This window comes from Catenuloplanes nepalensis (assembly GCF_030811575.1).
In the GTDB taxonomy this organism is placed as follows: Bacteria; Actinomycetota; Actinomycetes; order Mycobacteriales; family Micromonosporaceae; genus Catenuloplanes; species Catenuloplanes nepalensis.
In genome coordinates this window covers 9,140,390-9,159,079 of the sequence record NZ_JAUSRA010000001.1, presented here as the reverse complement: position 1 = coordinate 9,159,079, position 18,690 = coordinate 9,140,390, and the positions used below count along the sequence as shown (strand labels likewise).

The window sequence follows — 18,690 nt, the reverse complement described above, 5'->3', positions numbered from 1 at the left end:
GATGATCACGATTCGGCGACACGCGGGAACGCGCGGTACCGGGCCGCACCCCCGGTCGCTCCGGCGGGACTACCCTGGGAGCCGTGACCGAGCGGACCAGCCCTGCTACTGCGGGCCCGACCAGCGCAGGAGGCCCGGCCAGCGCCGGGGGCCCGACCAGCGCCGGGCCCGGCCGCCGCCCGCGCCGCGACCGCCACGGGCGCGGGCTGCGCGGGCGCCTGGTGCCCGCCACGGTGCCGCTGGCCCGCACCAAGGCGGAGATCTTCGACGATCTGGTGCTGGACACGGTCGAGAGCCTGGAGCGGCGCTACGCGAAGGAGCTGGCCGGCGTCGAGTTCGCGGTCGAGGACGTGCCGCCGGACCTGAACGTCTACGACAGTGACGTGCTGGAGGACGGCGAGGTGCCGCTGGCCCGGCTGCTTCCCGGCCGCCCCGGCCGGCAGGAGGTCCCGCCGCGGATCGTGCTCTACCGCCGTCCGCTGGAGTTCCGCGCGATGGACCGCGAGGACCTGGCCGACCTGGTGCACGACGTGATCATCGAGCAGGTGGCGAACCTGCTCGGTGTCGACCCGGACGAGCTCTCCTCGTAAGAGCGCCCCCCGGCGGCCCGTCGGGCCGACACACCCGCGCGTCAGGCCGCGCGGCGCTTGAGCTTGCGGCGCTCCCGCTCGGAGAGTCCACCCCAGATGCCGAACCGCTCGTCGTGACCGAGCGCGTACTCCAGGCACTCGCCCTTGACCTCGCAGCGGCCACAGATGCGCTTCGCCTCCCGCGTCGATCCCCCCTTCTCGGGGAAGAACGCCTCCGGGTCGGTCTGCGAGCACAGTGCTCGCTCCTGCCACTCCGGCGCATCCCCGAGCAGGTCGGCCACTTCCACTTGGCCGTCCATCAACGTGCCCCCTTCGCCGCCGGTGAACCACCGGCTGATCCCCCACGCGAGCGTGTCCAGCTACGTACGTACCACATGCCTTTCCGCCATCTGACAGTTGCTGTCCGATTAGCGGCAAGTGTGGCCTTCCGTTCGCACAACCCCATCGAAATTACACGCGTGTTATGCGTGCGTCGTCAAGCCGAACCTGATAAATAGGGTCACTTTCCCGGAGCGCCACCGTGAGTGGTCTCGTAACCTGCCCTATCGATTCAGACCCGGCCGGGGTAACGCCCGATCGGCGTGGCGCGCTGGAAAAAGATCAGACGCGACCGTACGCAGTGGTCCGCTGACGCGCCGGACGCCCGGCCTTCGCCGCGATGTCGTGCAGCTGGGCCACCGTCCGAGCGGATCCGTGGTCCGAACCGGCCATCCGGGAGATGGTCTCCTCCATCAGCGTGCCGCCGAGATCGTTGCAGCCGCCGTTGAGCATCGCGGCCGTACCCTCGTCGCCGAGCTTCACCCAGGAGCACTGGATGTTGGAGATCCGCCCGTGCAGCAGGACGCGGGCCATCGCGTGCACCGCGCGGTTCTCCCGCCACGTCGGACCGGCCTTCGCGATGCCGGCCAGATAGATCGGTGCGTTCGTGTGCACGAACGGCAGCGCCACGAACTCGGTGAAGCCGCCGGTGCGGTCCTGGATGCCGGCCAGCACCCGGAAGTGCTGCAGCCACTGTCGCGGGTGGTCCACGTGTCCGTACATCATGGTGCTGCTCGACCGGAGACCCACCTCGTGCGCGGTGGTGACCACGTCGACCCAGGCGGACGCGGGGAGCTTGCCCTTGGTCAGCACCCAGCGCACGTCGTCGTCGAGGATCTCCGCGGCCGTGCCCGGGATGGTGTCCAGGCCGGCCTCCTTCAGCGCGGTCAGCCACTCGCGCACGGAGACGCCCGCCTTCGCCGCCGCGGTCACGATCTCCATCGGCGAGTACGCGTGGACGTGCATGCCCGGCACCCGGCGCTTCACCGCCCGGACGATGTCCGCGTACGCGCTGACCGGCATCTTCGGGTCGATGCCGCCCTGCATGCAGACCTCGACCGCGCCGAGCTTCCACGCCTCCTCGGCCCGGTCCGCCACCTGCTCGATGGAGAGCCGGAACGCGTCCGCGTCCCGCTCGCGCTGGGCGAACGCGCAGAACCGGCAGCCCACGTAGCAGACGTTGGTGAAGTTGATGTTCCGGTTCACGATGTACGTGACGTCGTCGCCGACCGCGTCCCGCCGCAGGCCGTCCGCGATCCGGGCCAGCTCGTCCAGCGCGCTGCCGTCCGCGTTGAACAGCGCCATCGCCGCGTCAGTGTGCTCGGTACGCAGCAGCGCACCCGGGTCCTCGGCCGCCAGCCTCAGCCCCGCGAGAACGTCGCTCGGCAGCTTCTCCCGCGCCCCGGCGGAGGTGCGCGCGGCGTGCGCGGCCACGTCGTCCCAGTCGCCGTAGACGGAGTCGAAGTCGCCGCGCCGGTCCTCGGTGCGCCCCTCGGAGTCGATGGACGTGTGCAGGTCGGTGCGGCCACCCGGCACGAACGCGTCCTCCGGCTCCTGCCACGGGCGGCCCACCGGCATCGCGGACTCGACCGCGAGCCCGGTCGACGGGTCCGACAGCGCGGCCACGTGCCCGGCCACCCGCGGGTCGATCCACTGCTCGCCGCGCAGCACGTACTCCGGGTAGATCGTCAGCCGTTCGCGCAGCGTGAAGCCGGCCTCGGCGCTGCGCCGGGCCAGCTCGTCGATCTGCGGCCACGGGCGCTCCGGGTTCACGTGGTCCGGCGTCACCGGGGAGACGCCGCCCCAGTCGTCGATGCCGGCACGCAGCAGCAACGCGAACTCGTCGTCGATCAGGTTCGGCGGGGCCTGGATGCGCATCGCCGGGCCGAACAGGATGCGGCCGACCGCGATCGTGGCGGCCAGCTCGTGCAACTCCGCGTCCGGCATGCCGCGCATCGCGGTGTCCGGCTTGGCGCGGAAGTTCTGGATGATGACTTCCTGCACGTGGTGGTACTCACGCTGGGCGCGGCGGATCGCGAAGAGCGAGTCGATCCGCTCCGCGCGCGTCTCGCCGATGCCAATCAGGACGCCGGTGGTGAACGGCACACCCACCCGGCCCGCGTCGTCCAGCACACGCAGCCGGACCGCCGGCTCCTTGTCCGGCGAGCCGAAGTGCGGGCCGCCCTTCTCCGACCACAGGCGGGTGGCCGTGGTCTCCAGCATCATGCCCATGCTCGGCGCGACCGGCTTCAGCCGCGTCAGGTCGGCCCACGACATCACGCCCGGGTTCAGGTGCGGCAGCAGGCCGGTCTCCTCCAACACCGCGATCGCGCAGGCCCGCACGTAGTCCAGCGTGGAGTCGTAGCCGCGCTCGTCCAGCCACCGCCGGGCCGCGTCCCACCGGTCCTCGGGCGCGTCGCCGAGCGTGAACAGCGCCTCCTTGCAGCCCTGGGCCGCGCCCTCACGCGCGATCGCCAGCACCTCGTCGCGATCCAGGAACGGCGCGGCCAGCTTGTGCGGCACGGTGGCGAACGTGCAGTAGTGACAGCGGTCCCGGCAGAGGCGGGTCAGCGGGATGAAGACCTTCTTCGAGAACGTCACCACGCCCGGGCGGCCGGCCTCACGCAGGCCCGCGTCCCGGATGCCGCCGGCGATCGCCAGCAACTCGTCGAGCTGCCCGTCGCGCGCGGCGAGCAGCGTGGTCGCCTCGTCGGCGTCGAGCGCCTTCCCGTCGGCCGCGCGGCGCAGCGCGCGCCGGATGCTCGCCTCGGTCGGCTGCTCTTCCCCGAATGCTGTCTCGGCCATCCGATGAGCCTAGGCCGTGGATCACCTCCTACCGGGGGTACGCCCACCGGTAATTGTGATCACACGGCCCGTGTTCGGCTCGGCGGAATAAAAGGGTCAGCGACCGTCCGGTTCCCGCGGCGGCTGCTCGGACGCGGCCGGCGGGTAACCCGGGCCCGGCTGAAGCGGCGCCTGCTGGACCGGGGGCGCGGACTGCGGCGCGGGCGGTCCCGACTGCGGTGCCGCGGGGTAGGACGGCTGCTGCTGGGCCGGCGGTCCCGACTGCGGTGCCGCCGGGTAGAACGGCTGCTGCTGCGCGGGCGGCCCCGACTGGGGCGCCGGGTACTGCGGCGCGGCCGGCGAGCCGGCGGGCGGCTGCAGCGGGTACGCCGCGGTCTGGTCCGCGCCGAAGTTCTGCGGGTCGCCGTAGGGCGCGCCGTACTGCTGCTGCGGCGGGAACCCGTACTGCGGCGGCTGGCCCGGGTGGCCGGGGTGCGACGGCTGGCCGGGGTACTGCTGACCGGGGTACTGGCCCGGCTGCTGCCCCGGGTAGGGCTGGCCCGGGTGGCCGTACATGCCCGGCGCGGGCGGCACCGGCTTCGGCCGCGGCGTGTAGTAGTGCGCGTGGAAGATCGTCCACACCGCGTACGCGGCCAGGCCCAGGATCGCGGTCCAGGCCAGGTGGTCGAGCAGCGCGGTGAAGCCGGCCAGCACCGAGTCGGCCGCGAGGCTGACCACGCCGACCAGCAGGCCGAAGAGCAGGCCGAAGAACGCGGACACCGCGAACTCCGCCAGCGCGACCGTGACGATCAGCTTCGCCCGCGGCAGCGCCGGCGTGACGAACACGGCCAGCAGCACCGCGATCAGCGGAAAGCCGATCGTGACCAGGTCGATGAAGCCGCCGAACGCGTCGGCCGCGCGGTCGGTGAACGCCCTTCCGCCGAAGCCGATCGCCAGCCTGAGGAAGGCGAGAAACAGGAAGACGGCGTTCGCGCCGAGCAGGACGAGGGCCGCGATCTCGCGTAGCGGCTCGACCAACTCGCGGATCGGCTTCTTACCGGCTGGTACCGGGTCGGGCTGGGTGGTCACGGCTCCCCCTGGGAAGTCATGTGCGTCGTTGTGTTCGGCGCGGTTGTCCCGCGCAGCCTAGCGTCCGCCCCCGACCGCCGCGACCGGCCTCCGGTGCGATGAGTAAGGATTGGGACATGCGGATTACGGTTCTGGCCGGCGGCATCGGCGGTGCCCGTTTCCTGGAGGGCGTGCGGGCCCACGCGCGCACCCGGCCGGAGAGCGACGTCACCGCGGTCGTGAACGTCGCGGACGACACGCGCATGCACGGCCTGCGGATCTCCCCGGACCTGGACAGCGTCATGTACACGCTGGGTGGCGCGCACGACGCCGAGCGCGGCTGGGGGCAGGCCGGCGAGACGTGGACGGTCAGCGGCGAGCTCAGGGCGTACGGGGCGGAGCCCACCTGGTTCGGCCTCGGCGACAAGGACATCGCCACCCACCTGGTCCGCACCACCATGCTCGACGCCGGCTACCCGCTCTCCCAGGTCACCGAGGCGCTCTGCGCCCGGTGGAACCCCGGCGTCCGGCTCATCCCGGCCACCGACGACCGCCTGGAGACGCACGTCGTGGTGGACCTGCCCGGCGAGGGCCGGCGCGCGATCCACTTCCAGGAGTGGTGGGTCAAGCACCGCGGCAACGTCCCCACGAGCCGGTTCGTCTTCGTCGGCGCGGACGCGGCGAAGCCCGCACCCGGCGTGCTCGACGCGATCGCGGCCGCCGACGTCATCCTGATCGCGCCCAGCAACCCGGTGGTGAGCATCGCACCGATCCTGGCCGTGCCCGGCCTGCGCGACGCGCTGCTCGCCGCGTCCGCCCCGATCGTCGGCGTCTCCGGCATCATCGGCGGCTCCCCGGTCCGCGGCATGGCCGACAAGTGCCTCGCCACGATCGGCGTCGAGTGCAGCGCCGCCGGCGTGGGCGGCCTCTACGGCCCGCGCGCGGACGGCGGCCTGCTGGACGGCTGGCTGGTCGACACCACCGACGACGGCCTCACCATCCCCGGCGTACGGGTGGCGTCCGCGCCGCTCTGGATGACCGACGAGACCGCGACCGCCGCCATCGTCGCGGCCGCGCTCGCGCTGGCCGAATGAAACCCGCCGTCGTTCTGCTCGTTTCCCCGGCATGAGCGGGCGCGCGAGCGAATGATCGACTCAGCGCCGCCGCAGCCCCGAGAAGAGAGTCCCGTGACCGACCTACTGGTCCTGCCCGTCGCCGGCATCGGCGAGATCCGGCCCGGCGACGACCTGGCCGCCGCGATCGTCGAGGCGGCCCCGTGGCTGCAGGACGACGACGTCCTGGTCGTCACCTCGAAGATCGTCTCCAAGGCCGAGGGGCGGCTGGTCCCGGTGCCCGCGGCGGAGGGCCCGGCGCGCGACGCGGCCAAGGACGAGATCCTGCGCGGCGAGACCGCCCGGGTCGTCGCGGCCCGCGGCCAGACCCGGATCGTCCAGACCCACCACGGCTTCGTGATGGCCAACGCCGGCATCGACGCCTCCAACGTCGAACCCGACCGGCTGGTGCTGCTGCCCGTGGACCCGGACGCGTCCGCCCGGGCGCTCCGCGCGGCGGTGCGGGGGCTCACATCCCGTACCGTCGCGGTGATCATCTCCGACACGATGGGCCGGACCTGGCGCAACGGGCTCACCGACGTCGCGCTCGGCACCGCGGGCCTCGACCCGATCGACGACCACCGTGGGCGCACCGATTCGTTCGGCAACGAGCTGCAGGTCACCCAGATCGCGGTCGCGGACGAACTGGCGGCCGCGGCCGACCTGGTCAAGGGCAAGACCGGCGGCGTGCCGGTCGCGGTCGTCCGCGGCTACCCGCACGCCGTCACCGACGACGACGGGCCGGGCGCTGGCATGCTGGTGCGCGACGGCGCGTCGGACATGTTCTCGCTCGGCACCGCGGAGGCCCGGGCGGACGGGCTGCGCCTGGCGGCCGGGCTTCCGGCCGGGGCGCTGTTCGGGCCGCCGGTGCTCTCCGACACCGAGGACACCGCGGCGGTGGTCCGGGCGATCGCCCACGCACTGCCCGCGGCGGCGAAGGGCACCCTCTTCACCCACGAGAAGAACCCCGCGGCGGTACGCGAGACGCCACCACCCGGCGTCGAACTCCCCGCGGCCACCACCGACCTCATCATCTGCAGCCCGCCGGGCGAGTCGACGGCGCAGCTGATCCGCTTCGGCGCCGACGTCCACCGCCTGCGCGCCTCGCTGGCCGCCGAGGGCCTCGCCTCCGCCCTCCTCACCGACACCCCACCCCTACTGCTCTCCATCGGACCAGCCTGATCCACATCCCCACCTCGCCGCCGCCGACCCTGCCCGGCCGGGTCGGTGGCGGCCGTCTCTCCGTGCCGTATGCGCGGAACGCACCAGCCACCACCGCCTAGCGCCGGCACACTCGGCCATCCGGCGTGAACTGATATTTCGGGTGCGCAGCGCCCGGATGCCCCCTCGGCCGTCAGACCGAGCCCACCACGCCTTCGGAATCACCTTGCCGTCCACCCGGGAAGCCGACGCCTGCCACCAATCATTGGGCGTCGGGTCGGATGGCGGGAGTAAATCTTGACAAGGAGGGTTATTCAGCGCGCTGCGCCCCGACGGCGCCGACCTGCGGCAACGCGGCGTGAGGTCGCCGCGCTGAATAAGCCTCAAGTTGCAGAGCGGGACACTTCTATCGGTGCGCAGCGGAGGGCACATCGGCCGGTGAACTGAATGCGGTGTTCGTCGACGCCGATTTGCAAACTCTGACGCGACTATGACCTTACGGCTGCGGAGTTTATCTACCGGCTGCTGAAATCGAGCCCCGACATTGTCTGTATTCTTTGGCCTGGGGCGTCACAAGATGGAGAGATACGGCGACGAGTCGGTCGATCGCGACAACCAAATAGGAGGTCGAGCCGGGTCGTGCGGCCACGCTGAAGACGACTGACCTGAACAAGCACGTCAGCGAGGCGCGTTTCGATGCGTTGGGTCGGCTGGTGGAGGCGTGGTCGCCGGGGCGTGCGCCGACTGCGACGACGTTGCCGGATTTCAAGGCGGTGTACACGACGCCGGCTGGTTCGCCGCCGTATGTCACGACGTACACGCGTGGGCATGAGAACAAGACTCAGGTGTCGGTGACGTTGTATGACGGTCTCGGGCGGGAGCGGCAGTCGCAGGAGGAGGCGGTCGGCGGCGGCCGGTTGATCACCGACACGCTGTACAACAGCTCCGGCGAGGTCTGGCCCTGGTCACCCCGGCCGTGCTCGCCGGCCTGCGCTACGAGCCGTATCGGCTGGAGTACTACGCCGCGAGGCCGCGCACCTCGCCCAGGTCGCGGCGCAGGCCCCGGTAAGCCTGAGGGTTCGCTGTTCACGCCCCTCGCCGATACTGCGATTCCGAATATGACGCGTTACACGTACGACGGCATGGGTCGTGTTCTTCAGGAATTGCCGGTTCTGAACGGTGCGGCGAAGCCGGAGCGGGCCACCCGGTACGAGTACGGCCTGGACCACTCCACGGTGATCAACCCGGCCGGGTCGAGCTCCTACCGGATCTGGTCCGACGCGAACGGTCGCACGACGCGGATCGACACGTTCACGGATGCGGCGCGGACGACGTTTACGAGCATGCGGTACGAGTTCGACACGCGTGGCCAGATGGTCAAGGCGTTGCATTCGGAGGATCCGACGCGGCCGTGGTCGTGGGGCTTCGACCAGCGCGGCCGGATGGTCACTTCGTCCGACCCGGACGCGGGCACGTCGACGACGACGTATGACCACCGCGACCGGCCGGTCACCACGACGAATGCGCGTGGGGTGACGACGTGGACTGGTTATGACGAGTTGTCTCGTCCGGTCGCGCAGCGGCTCGGCTCGGCGACCGGTGCGCTGCTGTCTGGCTACACGTATGACAGTGCGCCGGGTGGTGTCGGTCTGCCGGCGTCGGTGACGCGGTACACCAACGGCGAGGCGTACACCCAGACGGTCGGCGGCTACACCAACGACTACCAGCCGACGTCGACCACGCTGACGTTGCCGCAGTCGGTGGCGGACACGTGGGGCTTCAAGACCTCGTACACGTACTCGTACACCTACACGGACACCGGGCTGCCGGAGTCGTCGGTGCTGCCCGCGGTCGGCAGTCTGCCGTCGGAGAAGTTGCTGGTCCGGTATTCCAACGACGGCCTACCACTGTCGGTGTCCGGTCAGGACTGGTATGGCACGGAGACGGTGTATTCGCCGTACGGGCAGGTGGTCCGGTCGACGTTGGGTTCGCAGCCGTACCGGGTGTGGGCTTTGGCGGATTATGACGAGGCCAGCGGTGAGCTGAAGCAAAGTCAGGTCTACCGTGAGCAGACCGGTAACAAGCTGCTGGTGTCCGGGAATCTGGTGTCGCAGCGCAGCTACGCCTACGACGCCGCCGGGAATATCACGGACATTCGTGAGCACAGCCTCGGTATCGACGAGCGGCAGTGTTTCACGTATGACGCGCGTGGTCAGCTGACTTCGGCGTGGACGGCGAAGAGCGATGTCACGTGCGCTCCCGGCCCGGTTTCTTCCGATGGGACGGTGCTGGCTGTTGCGGGTACCGACAAGACGGGTTACTGGCAGGAGTACTCCTACGACCTGCTCGGCAACCGCACCACGCTGGTCGAGAAGGACCTGACCGGCGACACCGCCAAGGACGCGACGACCACCTACTCCTACGGTGCCGCCGACGGCAGCCAGCCGCGGACGTTGACGAAGGTCGGTAAGAAGTACACGACTCCGGCTGGCGCGCAGGTGAGCGCGGAGGCGACGCGGCTGTATGAGTTGACCGGTGAGACGAAGTCGGTCACGTCGATCCAGAACGGTGATAAGCAGGAGCTGTCCTGGACCTACGACGGTCAGATCGAGTCGATCACCGGTCAGGGCGGGACGGGCAAGACCGAGTATGTGGGTCTGGCGGGGAAGTGCCTGGATCTGAAGTCGGGTGTCCCGGCGGCGGGTGTGCCGCTGCATTCCACGGCGTGTAACGGCACCCTGGCCCAGAAGTTCTCCTTCAACCCGGCGCCGGGCCAGTCGAACCCGAACCTGGGCACCCTGTCGATCCTCCAGGATTGGTGTGTCGTCCCGGCCGGCACGACCGCGGGCTCTGCGCTGCAGGTGCAGAAGTGCGACGGCACTGCCGCGCAGCAGGTGGCCCGGAATGCTTCCGGTCAGCTGATTCACCAGCCGTCCGGCCTGTGTATCGCGGTGCAGAACACCTCGGGTGCGAACGGCACCCCGATCGTCCTGGCGACGTGTGGCACAGGTGGTGAGCAGAAGTGGGAGCCGCAGAACCAGACCCGGCACATCTACGGTCCGGGCGGCTCGCGTCTGATCACCGTGCAGGGCCGCCAGGCGACGTTGATGCTGGGCGAGACGACGCTGACGGTGCAGACCGGTGGTGTGCAGGTGTCGGTTCAGCGCAACTACGCCGCCCCCGGCGGTGGGGTGATGCGCTACACGAATGCGTCCGGTTCCGGCATGGTCGCCGTGGCATCCGACCCGCAGGGCACGCCTTCTGCTGAGGTTGCTTTGGCGGACGGTATGGAAACCCGAATCCGTAAGCAGGACCCGTTCGGTAACCAGCGCGGTGTCGCGACTCTCGGTTCGAAGATGGAGACGAAGGCCGGGTACCTCGGCGCGACTCCGGACGACGCGTCGGGTTATGTGCCGCTCGGTGCGCGTCTGTATGACCCGGTTGTAGGCCGGTTCTTGTCTGCGGATCCGTTGCTGGACTTGGCGGATCCGGTGCAGAACAACGGTTACTCCTATGCCCACAACAACCCGATGACCCTCTCCGACCCGTCGGGCCTGTCGGTGGCGTTGTCGGCGTCGGAGATGGACGCCGCGTACAAGGGTGCGGGTTTGTCCACGGCGCAGGTGGCGCAGGCGCAGGCGGCGATGAACTCGTCGCTGGTGTCGGTGATCCTGGGCGCTGCCTGGAACATCCTGGCCGAGTTCCTGGGTATCAACGATGCGATCAACTGCTTCGGCGGTGACATGTGGGCCTGCGGCAGCCTGATCATCGGTGCCGTCCCGTGGGGGAAGATCGCCAAGATCCCGAAGATCGCCAAGGCCATCGACCTGACAATCTCCGCCATCAAGGCATGGCAAACGGCACGCAAGATCGCCGAGCGCGTGATGGCGGCGGCGAAGGCTGCGGAGGCGGCGTTTATCGCGGCGAAGAAGCTTGCTGCGGAGAAGGCGAAGAAGGCCGCGCAGGCGGCGGCGAAGAAGGCCGCCGATCTGGCGAAGACCGCCAGCGCCAAGGCCGCCGACATGACCAAGAAGACCGGCAACCCCGCACAGAAGGGCTCTCAGGCCAAGGCCAACCCGAGCGGCTCCTCCGCCGCCGGCAACGGGGGCGGAGGTAAGGCGCCGGCCTCCAAGGGGGACAACGCCAGCGGGAGTGGTCGCGGCGACGGCGGCAGCAGCAGCGGCGGCTCGTGTCCTACGGACCGCAACAGCTTCGTTCCGGGCACCCCAGTCCTCATGGCGGACGGCACCACCAAGCCGATCGAAGACGTGAAGACCGGCGACACGGTCAAGGCCACCGAAGCCGAGACCGGTGAGACCGAGACCAAGACGGTGACCGCAACCATCGCTGGACACGGCGCTAAGCCCTTGGTCAAGGTTGTCATCGACACAGACGGCGAGCACGGCACCGGCACCGCAGTGCTCACCGCAACCGACGGCCACCCGTTCTGGGTGCCCGAACTCGGCCAATGGCTGAACGCCACCGACCTTCAGTCAGGCCAATGGCTCCAGACCAGCGCGGGCACCTGGATCCAGATTGCAGCCGTTGACCGCTGGACAGCCCTCTCCGCGACTGTCCACAACCTCACCGTCAGCGACATCCACACGTACTATGTGCTCGCCGGCAAAACCCCGGTGCTCGTACACAACTGCGGCGGCGATAGGGCAGGCGCAACTGCAGAATGGGTGCCAGAGGCTGGTGATTTGCGAGCAACGCCGCCGCGTAGAGGAATGTCCCCAGACGCGTACCGATATCAATCAGGTGCGGCAGGTGCAAGAAGCGACCTTCAGACTGGCAGAAGCCTTGCACCAATGCTGCGAATGCCGGGAGTTGACGGCGTGGATGTGACTGCGAAATTTGATGGTGCTTTCGGGGATGAGATAATCGACAGAAAACTCTCATTGCCGGATTTCGCTGACAAGAAAGATCATGCTCAACGGCAGGCAGGAACGGCGGCCTATCATGGCCTGACGGCGGTATACGAGTTCCCCACGCAAAAGGCTGCTGATGATGCCCGTAAGCTGCTGGACGGTTGGGGAGTCACAACTATCATCACAAGGCAGGCGAACTGATGATTGAAGACCATCTTGCACGGGCGGTTATATCCGCCATCATGCTACTCGACCATTCTTCGGCCGAGGAGATTAACCGTGATGTTGCGTCCCAGGGGCTCGAAAACATTGCTGCTGATCTAAGTGCTATGAATGAAGAGGAACGTCAAGAATTCATTCGCGTGCTCAGTCGAATCGCCGAAGAGGAGCCGGATTACGCCCCGTATCTCGATGAATTACCCAGACTCTTGGGCTGGCGAGATTGAGGCATGCCATAAGTCTTTGTCGATCCGTTTGATTGGGGTCGGCTACTCGGTCGACCCTACTTTGAATGTTTTACTCAGCGCGATGGAGGGGTCGCCATCGGTCGCGGACGCGCCCTGCTGTGCGCTGACGTTGCCGTCAAGGTTGCCGTCACGGAAAAAGCTGCATCGCCATTCATCGATCGAACGGCTAGGCGGTTGGAGGCGCAGCCTCGACCTGATTGTTGGCGGCGGGTGCAACGGACTAAAGGCCGGGTGCTGCTACAACGCCGCGCCGACTCCGGCAACTGGGCGCTGTCTGGCGGCACCATGAGGCTTATTCAGCGTCGCCGTCGTCAGGCGGCCCGGCCTGCGGCAACGCGGCGTTGGCTCGCCGCGCTGAATAAGCCTCCATGGACATCGGCGAAACTCTCAGCGACTGCATCGTGCGCGAGGTCGAGGAAGAAACCGGCCTCGACATTGAGATCACCGGCCTGGTCGGCATCTACAGCGACCCGCAGCACGTGATCGCGTACGCCGACAGCGAAGTCCGCCAGGAATTCAACATTACCTACTACGGGCGAGTCATCAGCGGGAATCTTGCGGTCAGCGACGAGTCGACCGACGTGCGGTTCATCGACCCGGCCGAGTTCGACCGCATCCCCATCCACGACACCGTCCGACTCCGGCTCCGCCATCACGCTGAACACCGCGCCACGCCCTCCTCGGATAGCCGCGCCAGACCCGCCCGGCGGTCGTCAACGGCGCTGGCCGTGTGCCGCCGAGTAGCCCGGGGGAATCTCACCCCCGGGCCCTCACAGAACCGTACGTAACAGTCTCCCGTTATACGGCTCTTGTCGCTCTGGTCACCAGACCGTAGGGGCGTGCGTGACCCACGCCCAGTGGGCGAAGGCACGCGGTCGTTTCCGGACGGCATTGTTCCAGGACGTCCGGGCTTTCCTGCTACCCCGCAACCGTTTGTACTTCCGGCGGACCCACCGCAGCAGGTAGGCGTTGATGCGTTCCAGGAGGGGATATAGGGCAGATCGATAGAACGCCCCGTAATGGTTCATCCAACCCCGGACGATCGGGTTTATCCAATCGGCGAGGTCCTTCTCGGTCAGGCTTGTGCGATGGTGCAGCCGCCACGACCGCACCTCGGCACTGATCCTCTTCAGGGCTTGTTTACTGATCGCCGGCAGGAACGACAAGAACATCGCCCCTTCCCTTGACCGCGCCGAGCGTCGCCGGAAGCCGTAGCCGAGGAAGACAAATTCGGTGTGTTCGTACGAGCCACGCCGGTTGTCGTCCTGGCAGTAAACTATCCGGGTCTTCTCCGGATGCAACTCCAGCCCTACCTGGGTCATCCGTTTCGTGATCTCCGCCAGCACATACCGAGCCTGGCGTTCACTGACGCAATGCACCACCACGTCATCCACATAGCGCTCGAACCGAACCGCCGGAAACATGCGGGCCATCCACATGTCGAACGCATAGTGGAGAAACAGATTAGCCAGAACAGGTGAAACTGCGGATCCTTGTGGGGTTCCGCGATCTCGTTCCTGCAGAGTGCCGTCGGGTAGTTGCAGTGGCGCTTTCAACCAACGCTCCACATACAACAGGACCCACAGCTTATCAGTGTGCGCGGCGACCGCTTTCAACAGTAGATCCCACGGGACCGTGTCGAAGAACTTCCGAATGTCCAGATCGATCACCCAGTCGTTCTTCCAGCACCGTGAACGGCACACCGCTGCCGCGTCGACCGGGGACCGCCCCGGCCGGTAACCGTACGAGTCGGGGTGGAAGATCGGTTCGACCTCCGCCTCGATGACCCGCGCCGCCACCGTTTGAGCGATCCTGTCGCCGACCGTGGGCACGCCTAAAACTCGGACGCCTCCCCCGGTCTTCGGGATCTCCACGGCCCGCACCGGCGGTGGAAAATAGGTCCCTGACGACAGTCGATTCCAGATCTTGTAAAGGTTGTTCTTCAGATCCTTGTCGAATGCCTTCAGCGACACCGCGTCCACTCCCGGCGCACCCTTTTTCGCTTTCACCTTCTCGTACGCCTCCCAGACAGCCCGCTTCGATATCACGAACGGCTTGCCCGGTGCTTTCAACTCATCCACGCGACTCCTCCCAGCCAAGGCTGGTTGATCGAGTAAACCAGTCACGAACGACCCGACCCCTTTGCTCCACCTTCATTACAAAGGCTTCGTCGCTACTACGAGTCGGTCCGCCAGCGCGATCGGCAACGGTACTCAGTTCCTCACGGCTTCGGGCCGCCCGGAACGCTCCCTCTCACTCGCCAAAGAGCGGCGGGTAGTTTCCTCACGCGCCTTCTCCTGTTCCGTACGAAAGCCGCAGGCCGGGCTCGCGTCGCCTGTATGCCGGACACCGCCTGGCCAGTAAACTGGTCCCCGCCAGACTCATCCCGGGATTCCATTGACACCCCGGTTTCGATGTCATCTAGAATTTTCGACACGTCATCAGCGATTCGCTTTCGCTCGCCTTCCCGACCCCCACCTGACAATCTCGAATGGATGCCTTTTCCTCATCGTTCACCACAACAGTCTTCAGCTAATGCAGCATGAGGTGGTTTGAAGCCTCCCCCAGCAGGGCGACTCCGAAGGGCCAAACCTTCATCTTCCGTACAGCATCGCTACAAGAAGGAAATTCCTACATATCTCCACCCTTTCGCGTTCAGGACACAACAATGGCGCTTCCTTTAGGTCGTTTCTGCTGGTGGGGCGGTGATTCTGTGCAGGGTGATGGTGTGTTCGACGCGGCGGGTTGGTGGTTCGTCGTCGCGGCGGCGGTCGTAGCGGTGGTTGCGTCGTTTGGTCTTGTGGGGGCTGCTGCGTGACTTGCGTGTCTACTTTGGCGGTTTCGATCTCCGGTTAGACGGCCTGCTGGCATTTGAGGGCATGGCTGCAACGTCATGGCCATGCCGGGGTGCGGTGCGGGAATGGATTTTGATCAATGAGCCTTCTGCCGGTGGGCAGCTCTGGCCGGTCGGTGCCTGGGCGTCCTACGCGCGTGTGGTCCGATCGGGCGGGATCGTGGTCTGATCGGCATGCGGCCGGAATTCGCAGCGGTGCAGTTCCATAAGACGACGATCAGCACCAGGCGGGCTGTTCGCACGCCGGTGGTGAAGGGCCTACAGCTTGTGGGCGCCGACGTAGTCAGCGAGGTGTTGGCCGGTCAGCGTTGATCGGGACGTGACCAGTTTCATCGGGGTGCCTTCGAAGACGATTTTTCCGCCGTCGTGGCCGGCGCCGGGACCCAGATCGATGATCCAGTCGGCGTGGGCCATGACGGCCTGGTGATGCTCGATGACGATGACTGATTTGCCGGAGTCGACCAGCCGGTCCAGCAGGCCTAGGAGCTGCTCCACGTCGGCTAGGTGCAGGCCGGCGGTGGGCTCGTCCAGGACGTAGGTGCCGCCCTTCTCGCCCATGTGCGTCGCGAGCTTGAGGCGCTGGCGTTCGCCGCCGGAAAGGGTGGTCAAGGGCTGGCCGAGCGTAAGGTAGCCGAGGCCGACGTCGGTCAGGCGGGACAGGATCGTGTGGGCGGCCGGCGTGCGGGCCTCGCCCTCGCCGAAGAACGTCGCCGCCGCAGCGACCGGCATGGTCAGGACCTCGCTGATGTTCCGGCCGCCGAAGCGGTACTCCAGCACCGACGCCTGGAACCGCTTACCCTCGCAGTCCTCGCAGGTGGTGGCCACGCCGGCGATCATGCCGAGGTCGGTGAAGATGACGCCGTTGCCGTTACACGTGGGGCAGGCACCCTCGGAGTTCGCGCTGAACAGCGCCGGCTTGACCCCGTTCGCCTTGGCGAACGCCTTACGGATCGGTTCCAGCAGGCCGGTGTAGGTGGCCGGGTTGCTGCGTCGGGAGCCACGGATCGCGCCCTGGTCGATCGCGACGACGCCGTCCAGTGGAGCGACCGAGCCGTGGATCAGCGAGCTCTTCCCGGACCCGGCCACACCGGTCACCACGACCAGCACGCCGAGCGGCACGTTCACGTCCACGCCGCGCAGGTTGTGCAGCTCAGCACCGCGGATCTCAATTTTTCCAGTAGGCGTACGCACCGACGGCTTCAACGAAGCCCGGTCGTCGAAGTGCCGACCGGTGACGGTCGCACTGGCACGCAGCCCGTCGACCGTACCCTCGAAGCACACCTCACCCCCGCCGGTTCCGGCGCCGGGACCCAAGTCGACGATGTGGTCCGCGATCGCGATCGTCTCCGGCTTGTGCTCGACGACCAGCACCGTGTTGCCCTTGTCCCGCAGCCGAAGCAGCAGGTTGTTCATACGCTGAATGTCGTGCGGGTGGAGCCCCGTGGTCGGTTCGTCGAAGACGTACGTGACGTCGGTCAGCGACGAACCCAGGTGCCGGATCATCTTGACCCGCTGCGCCTCACCCCCGGAGAGCGTGCCCGCCGGCCGTTCCAGCGACAGGTAACCCAACCCGATCTCGGTGAACGAGTCCAGCGTGTGCCGCAGCGTGTCCAGCAGCGGCGCCACGGACGGCTCCTTCAGCGAAGCAGCCCACCCCGCCAGATCGGAGATCTGCATCGCGCACGCGTCCGCGATGCTGATCCCCTTGATTTTGCACGCGCGCGCACCCTCGTTCAGCCGGGTCCCGTCGCACTCCGGGCATGTCTGGAACGTGACCGCCCGCTCGACGAACGCGCGGATGTGCGGCTGCATCGCCTCCACGTCCTTCGACAGATACGACTTCTGGATCGACGGAATCAGCCCGGTGTACGTCAGGTTGATGCCGTCGACCTTGATCTTCGTCGGTTCCCGGTAGAGGAGATCGTGCATCTCCTTTTTCGTGAACTTCTTGATCGGCTTGTCCATGTCGAACCAGCCGCTGCCCGCGAAGATCCGCCCGTACCAGCCCTCCATGCTGTAGCCCGGGATGGTCAGCGCCCCTTCGCCGAGCGACTTCGTGTCGTCGTACAGCGCGGACAGGTCGATGTCGTTGACGGTGCCGCGGCCCTCGCACCGCACGCACATGCCGCCGACCCGGGAGAACGTCGCCTTCTGCGCCTTGGTGGCGGCCCCGCGTTCGACGGTCAGTGCCCCGCTGCCGCTGACCGACGCGGTGTTGAACGAGAACGCGCTGGGCGGCCCCAGATAGGGCTTGCCGATCCGGCTGAACAGGATGCGCAGCAGCGCGTTCGCGTCGGTGGCCGTGCCCACGGTGGAGCGCGGGTCGGCGCCCATCCGCTGCTGGTCCACGATGATCGCCGTGGTCAGCCCGTCCAGCACGTCGACGTCCGGCCTCGCCAGCGTGGGCATGAAACCTTGAACGAACGCACTGTACGTCTCGTTGATCATGCGTTGTGACTCGGCCGCGATGGTGGCGAAGACCAGCGAGCTCTTGCCGGAGCCGGACACGCCGGTGAACACGGTCAACCGCCGTTTCGGCAGCTCGACGCTGACGTCCTTGAGGTTGTTCTCCCGGGCGCCGTGCACCCGGATCAGGTCGTGGCTGTCGGCGACGTGGCTCATGAGACCCCTCAGGCCTGTTGGATGCGGATCAGGTTTCCCGCGGGGTCGCGCACCGCGCAGTCGCGCACCCCGTACGGCTGGTCGGTCGGCTCCTGCACGATGTCCGCGTCCGCGGCCTGCAGCCGGTCGAACGTGCCGGCCAGGTCCGTCGTGGCGAGCAGAATGCCGGCATACGTGCCTTTAGCCATCATCTCGGTGATGACGCGGCGCTCGTCGTCGGTGATGCCCGGGTCGACCGCGGGCGGGGTGAGCACGATCGAGGTGGCGGGCTGCCCGGGCGGGCCGACGGTCAGCCACCGCATGCCGCCGAACCCCACGTCCTTGCGGACCTCGAAGCCGAGCAGGTCGCGGTAGAAGCCGAGCGCGGCCTCCGGGTCGTCCTGCGGCAGGAAACTGGCGTTGATGGAGATGTCCATGCCGCTCACCCTAGGTGCGCCGCGGTGACCTGGACTTCTCCATTCCTGACGGCATTCCGGACCGGCCGGGTGACCGCCTTCGCCACGCACGACGGCAACTCGGCGGAGACGACAGACCGCCGGTAGACGCCCGGCGACATGCCGACCAGTTCGGTGAACCGGGTGGTGAACGTGCCGAGCGAGGAGCAGCCGACCTCGAAGCACACGTCGGTGACGGTCAGGTCGCCGCGGCGTAGCAGCGCCATCGCGCGCTCGATCCGGCGTGTCATCAGGTACGAGTACGGCGACTCGCCGTAGGCGAGCTTGAACTGCCGGCTGAGGTGCCCGGCGGACATGTGCACGTCCCGGGCGAGCGCCTCCACGTTCAGCGGCTGCGCGAACTCGCGGTCCATCCGGTCGCGGACCCGGCGCAGCAGCTTGAGATCGC

General features: G+C 67.7%; 11 protein-coding genes and 2 pseudogenes. 6 read left to right on the top strand and 7 right to left on the bottom strand.

The annotated features are described in order from the left end of the window. The first annotated feature begins 221 nt into the window (after positions 1–221). The gene (locus tag J2S43_RS39885; RefSeq protein ID WP_306839767.1) at positions 222–590 is read left to right on the top strand and encodes a metallopeptidase family protein; all 369 of its coding nucleotides are present in this window, start codon (positions 222–224) and stop codon (positions 588–590) included. 41 nt (positions 591–631) lie between these two features. Here J2S43_RS39885 and J2S43_RS39880 read toward each other — a convergent pair whose 3' ends face one another. The 3 genes from J2S43_RS39880 to J2S43_RS39870 form a co-directional block, all read right to left on the bottom strand. Next, positions 632–889, bottom strand: coding sequence for a WhiB family transcriptional regulator (locus tag J2S43_RS39880; RefSeq protein ID WP_033339648.1), 258 nt, complete (start codon positions 887–889; stop codon positions 632–634). 301 nt (positions 890–1,190) lie between these two features. Then, the gene (locus J2S43_RS39875; RefSeq protein ID WP_306838400.1) at positions 1,191–3,713 is read right to left on the bottom strand and encodes a bifunctional FO biosynthesis protein CofGH; all 2,523 of its coding nucleotides are present in this window, start codon (positions 3,711–3,713) and stop codon (positions 1,191–1,193) included. A gap of 96 nt (positions 3,714–3,809) precedes the next feature. Beyond that, positions 3,810–4,781: an ABC transporter permease gene (locus J2S43_RS39870; protein ID WP_306838398.1), complete on the bottom strand. Its 972-nt coding sequence runs from the start codon at positions 4,779–4,781 to the stop codon at positions 3,810–3,812. Between the two features lie 116 nt (positions 4,782–4,897). Here J2S43_RS39870 and cofD point away from each other — a divergent pair, with 116 nt between their 5' ends. From cofD to J2S43_RS39845, 5 genes and pseudogenes are all read left to right on the top strand, one after another. Continuing rightward, positions 4,898–5,854, top strand: coding sequence for a 2-phospho-L-lactate transferase (gene cofD, locus J2S43_RS39865; protein WP_306838396.1), 957 nt, complete (start codon positions 4,898–4,900; stop codon positions 5,852–5,854). 51 nt (positions 5,855–5,905) lie between these two features. Further along, positions 5,906–7,054, top strand: a complete 1,149-nt coding sequence (locus J2S43_RS39860) for a coenzyme F420-0:L-glutamate ligase (protein WP_442320061.1) — start codon at positions 5,906–5,908, stop codon at positions 7,052–7,054. A 602-nt stretch (positions 7,055–7,656) separates the two neighbouring features. Then, positions 7,657–11,715, top strand: a pseudogene (locus J2S43_RS39855) (ricin-type beta-trefoil lectin domain protein); the annotation flags it as partial. A 389-nt stretch (positions 11,716–12,104) separates the two neighbouring features. After that, entirely contained in the window at positions 12,105–12,350 is a 246-nt protein-coding gene (locus J2S43_RS39850) for a hypothetical protein (protein ID WP_306838393.1), read from the top strand. A gap of 246 nt (positions 12,351–12,596) precedes the next feature. Then, positions 12,597–13,048 (top strand): annotated as a pseudogene (locus tag J2S43_RS39845) (NUDIX domain-containing protein); the annotation flags it as partial. A gap of 144 nt (positions 13,049–13,192) precedes the next feature. Here the strand turns inward: J2S43_RS39845 and ltrA are convergent. From ltrA to J2S43_RS39825, 4 genes are all read right to left on the bottom strand, one after another. Continuing rightward, positions 13,193–14,452: a group II intron reverse transcriptase/maturase gene (gene ltrA, locus J2S43_RS39840; protein WP_306838028.1), complete on the bottom strand. Its 1,260-nt coding sequence runs from the start codon at positions 14,450–14,452 to the stop codon at positions 13,193–13,195. A gap of 1,031 nt (positions 14,453–15,483) precedes the next feature. Then, entirely contained in the window at positions 15,484–17,847 is a 2,364-nt protein-coding gene (locus J2S43_RS39835; protein ID WP_306838391.1) for an ATP-binding cassette domain-containing protein, read from the bottom strand. An 8-nt stretch (positions 17,848–17,855) separates the two neighbouring features. Next, positions 17,856–18,263, bottom strand: a complete 408-nt coding sequence (locus J2S43_RS39830) for a VOC family protein (RefSeq protein ID WP_306838390.1) — start codon at positions 18,261–18,263, stop codon at positions 17,856–17,858. A gap of 5 nt (positions 18,264–18,268) precedes the next feature. After that, positions 18,269–18,655, bottom strand: coding sequence for a helix-turn-helix transcriptional regulator (locus tag J2S43_RS39825; RefSeq protein WP_306839766.1), 387 nt, complete (start codon positions 18,653–18,655; stop codon positions 18,269–18,271). Positions 18,656–18,690: the final 35 nt, after the last annotated feature.

Excerpts from the sequence above, each read along its gene's own strand:
- J2S43_RS39860 (WP_442320061.1), top strand. The coding sequence starts at position 5,906 with ATGATCGACTCAGCGCCGCCGCAGCCCCGAGAAGAGAGTCCCGTGACC.
- J2S43_RS39880 (WP_033339648.1), bottom strand. The coding sequence starts at position 889 with ATGGACGGCCAAGTGGAAGTGGCCGACCTGCTCGGGGATGCGCCGGAG.
- J2S43_RS39825 (WP_306839766.1), bottom strand. The coding sequence starts at position 18,655 with ATGGACCGCGAGTTCGCGCAGCCGCTGAACGTGGAGGCGCTCGCCCGG.
- J2S43_RS39835 (WP_306838391.1), bottom strand. The coding sequence starts at position 17,847 with ATGAGCCACGTCGCCGACAGCCACGACCTGATCCGGGTGCACGGCGCC.
- J2S43_RS39830 (WP_306838390.1), bottom strand. The coding sequence starts at position 18,263 with ATGGACATCTCCATCAACGCCAGTTTCCTGCCGCAGGACGACCCGGAG.
- cofD (WP_306838396.1), top strand. The coding sequence starts at position 4,898 with ATGCGGATTACGGTTCTGGCCGGCGGCATCGGCGGTGCCCGTTTCCTG.
- J2S43_RS39875 (WP_306838400.1), bottom strand. The coding sequence starts at position 3,713 with ATGGCCGAGACAGCATTCGGGGAAGAGCAGCCGACCGAGGCGAGCATC.
- J2S43_RS39850 (WP_306838393.1), top strand. The coding sequence starts at position 12,105 with ATGATTGAAGACCATCTTGCACGGGCGGTTATATCCGCCATCATGCTA.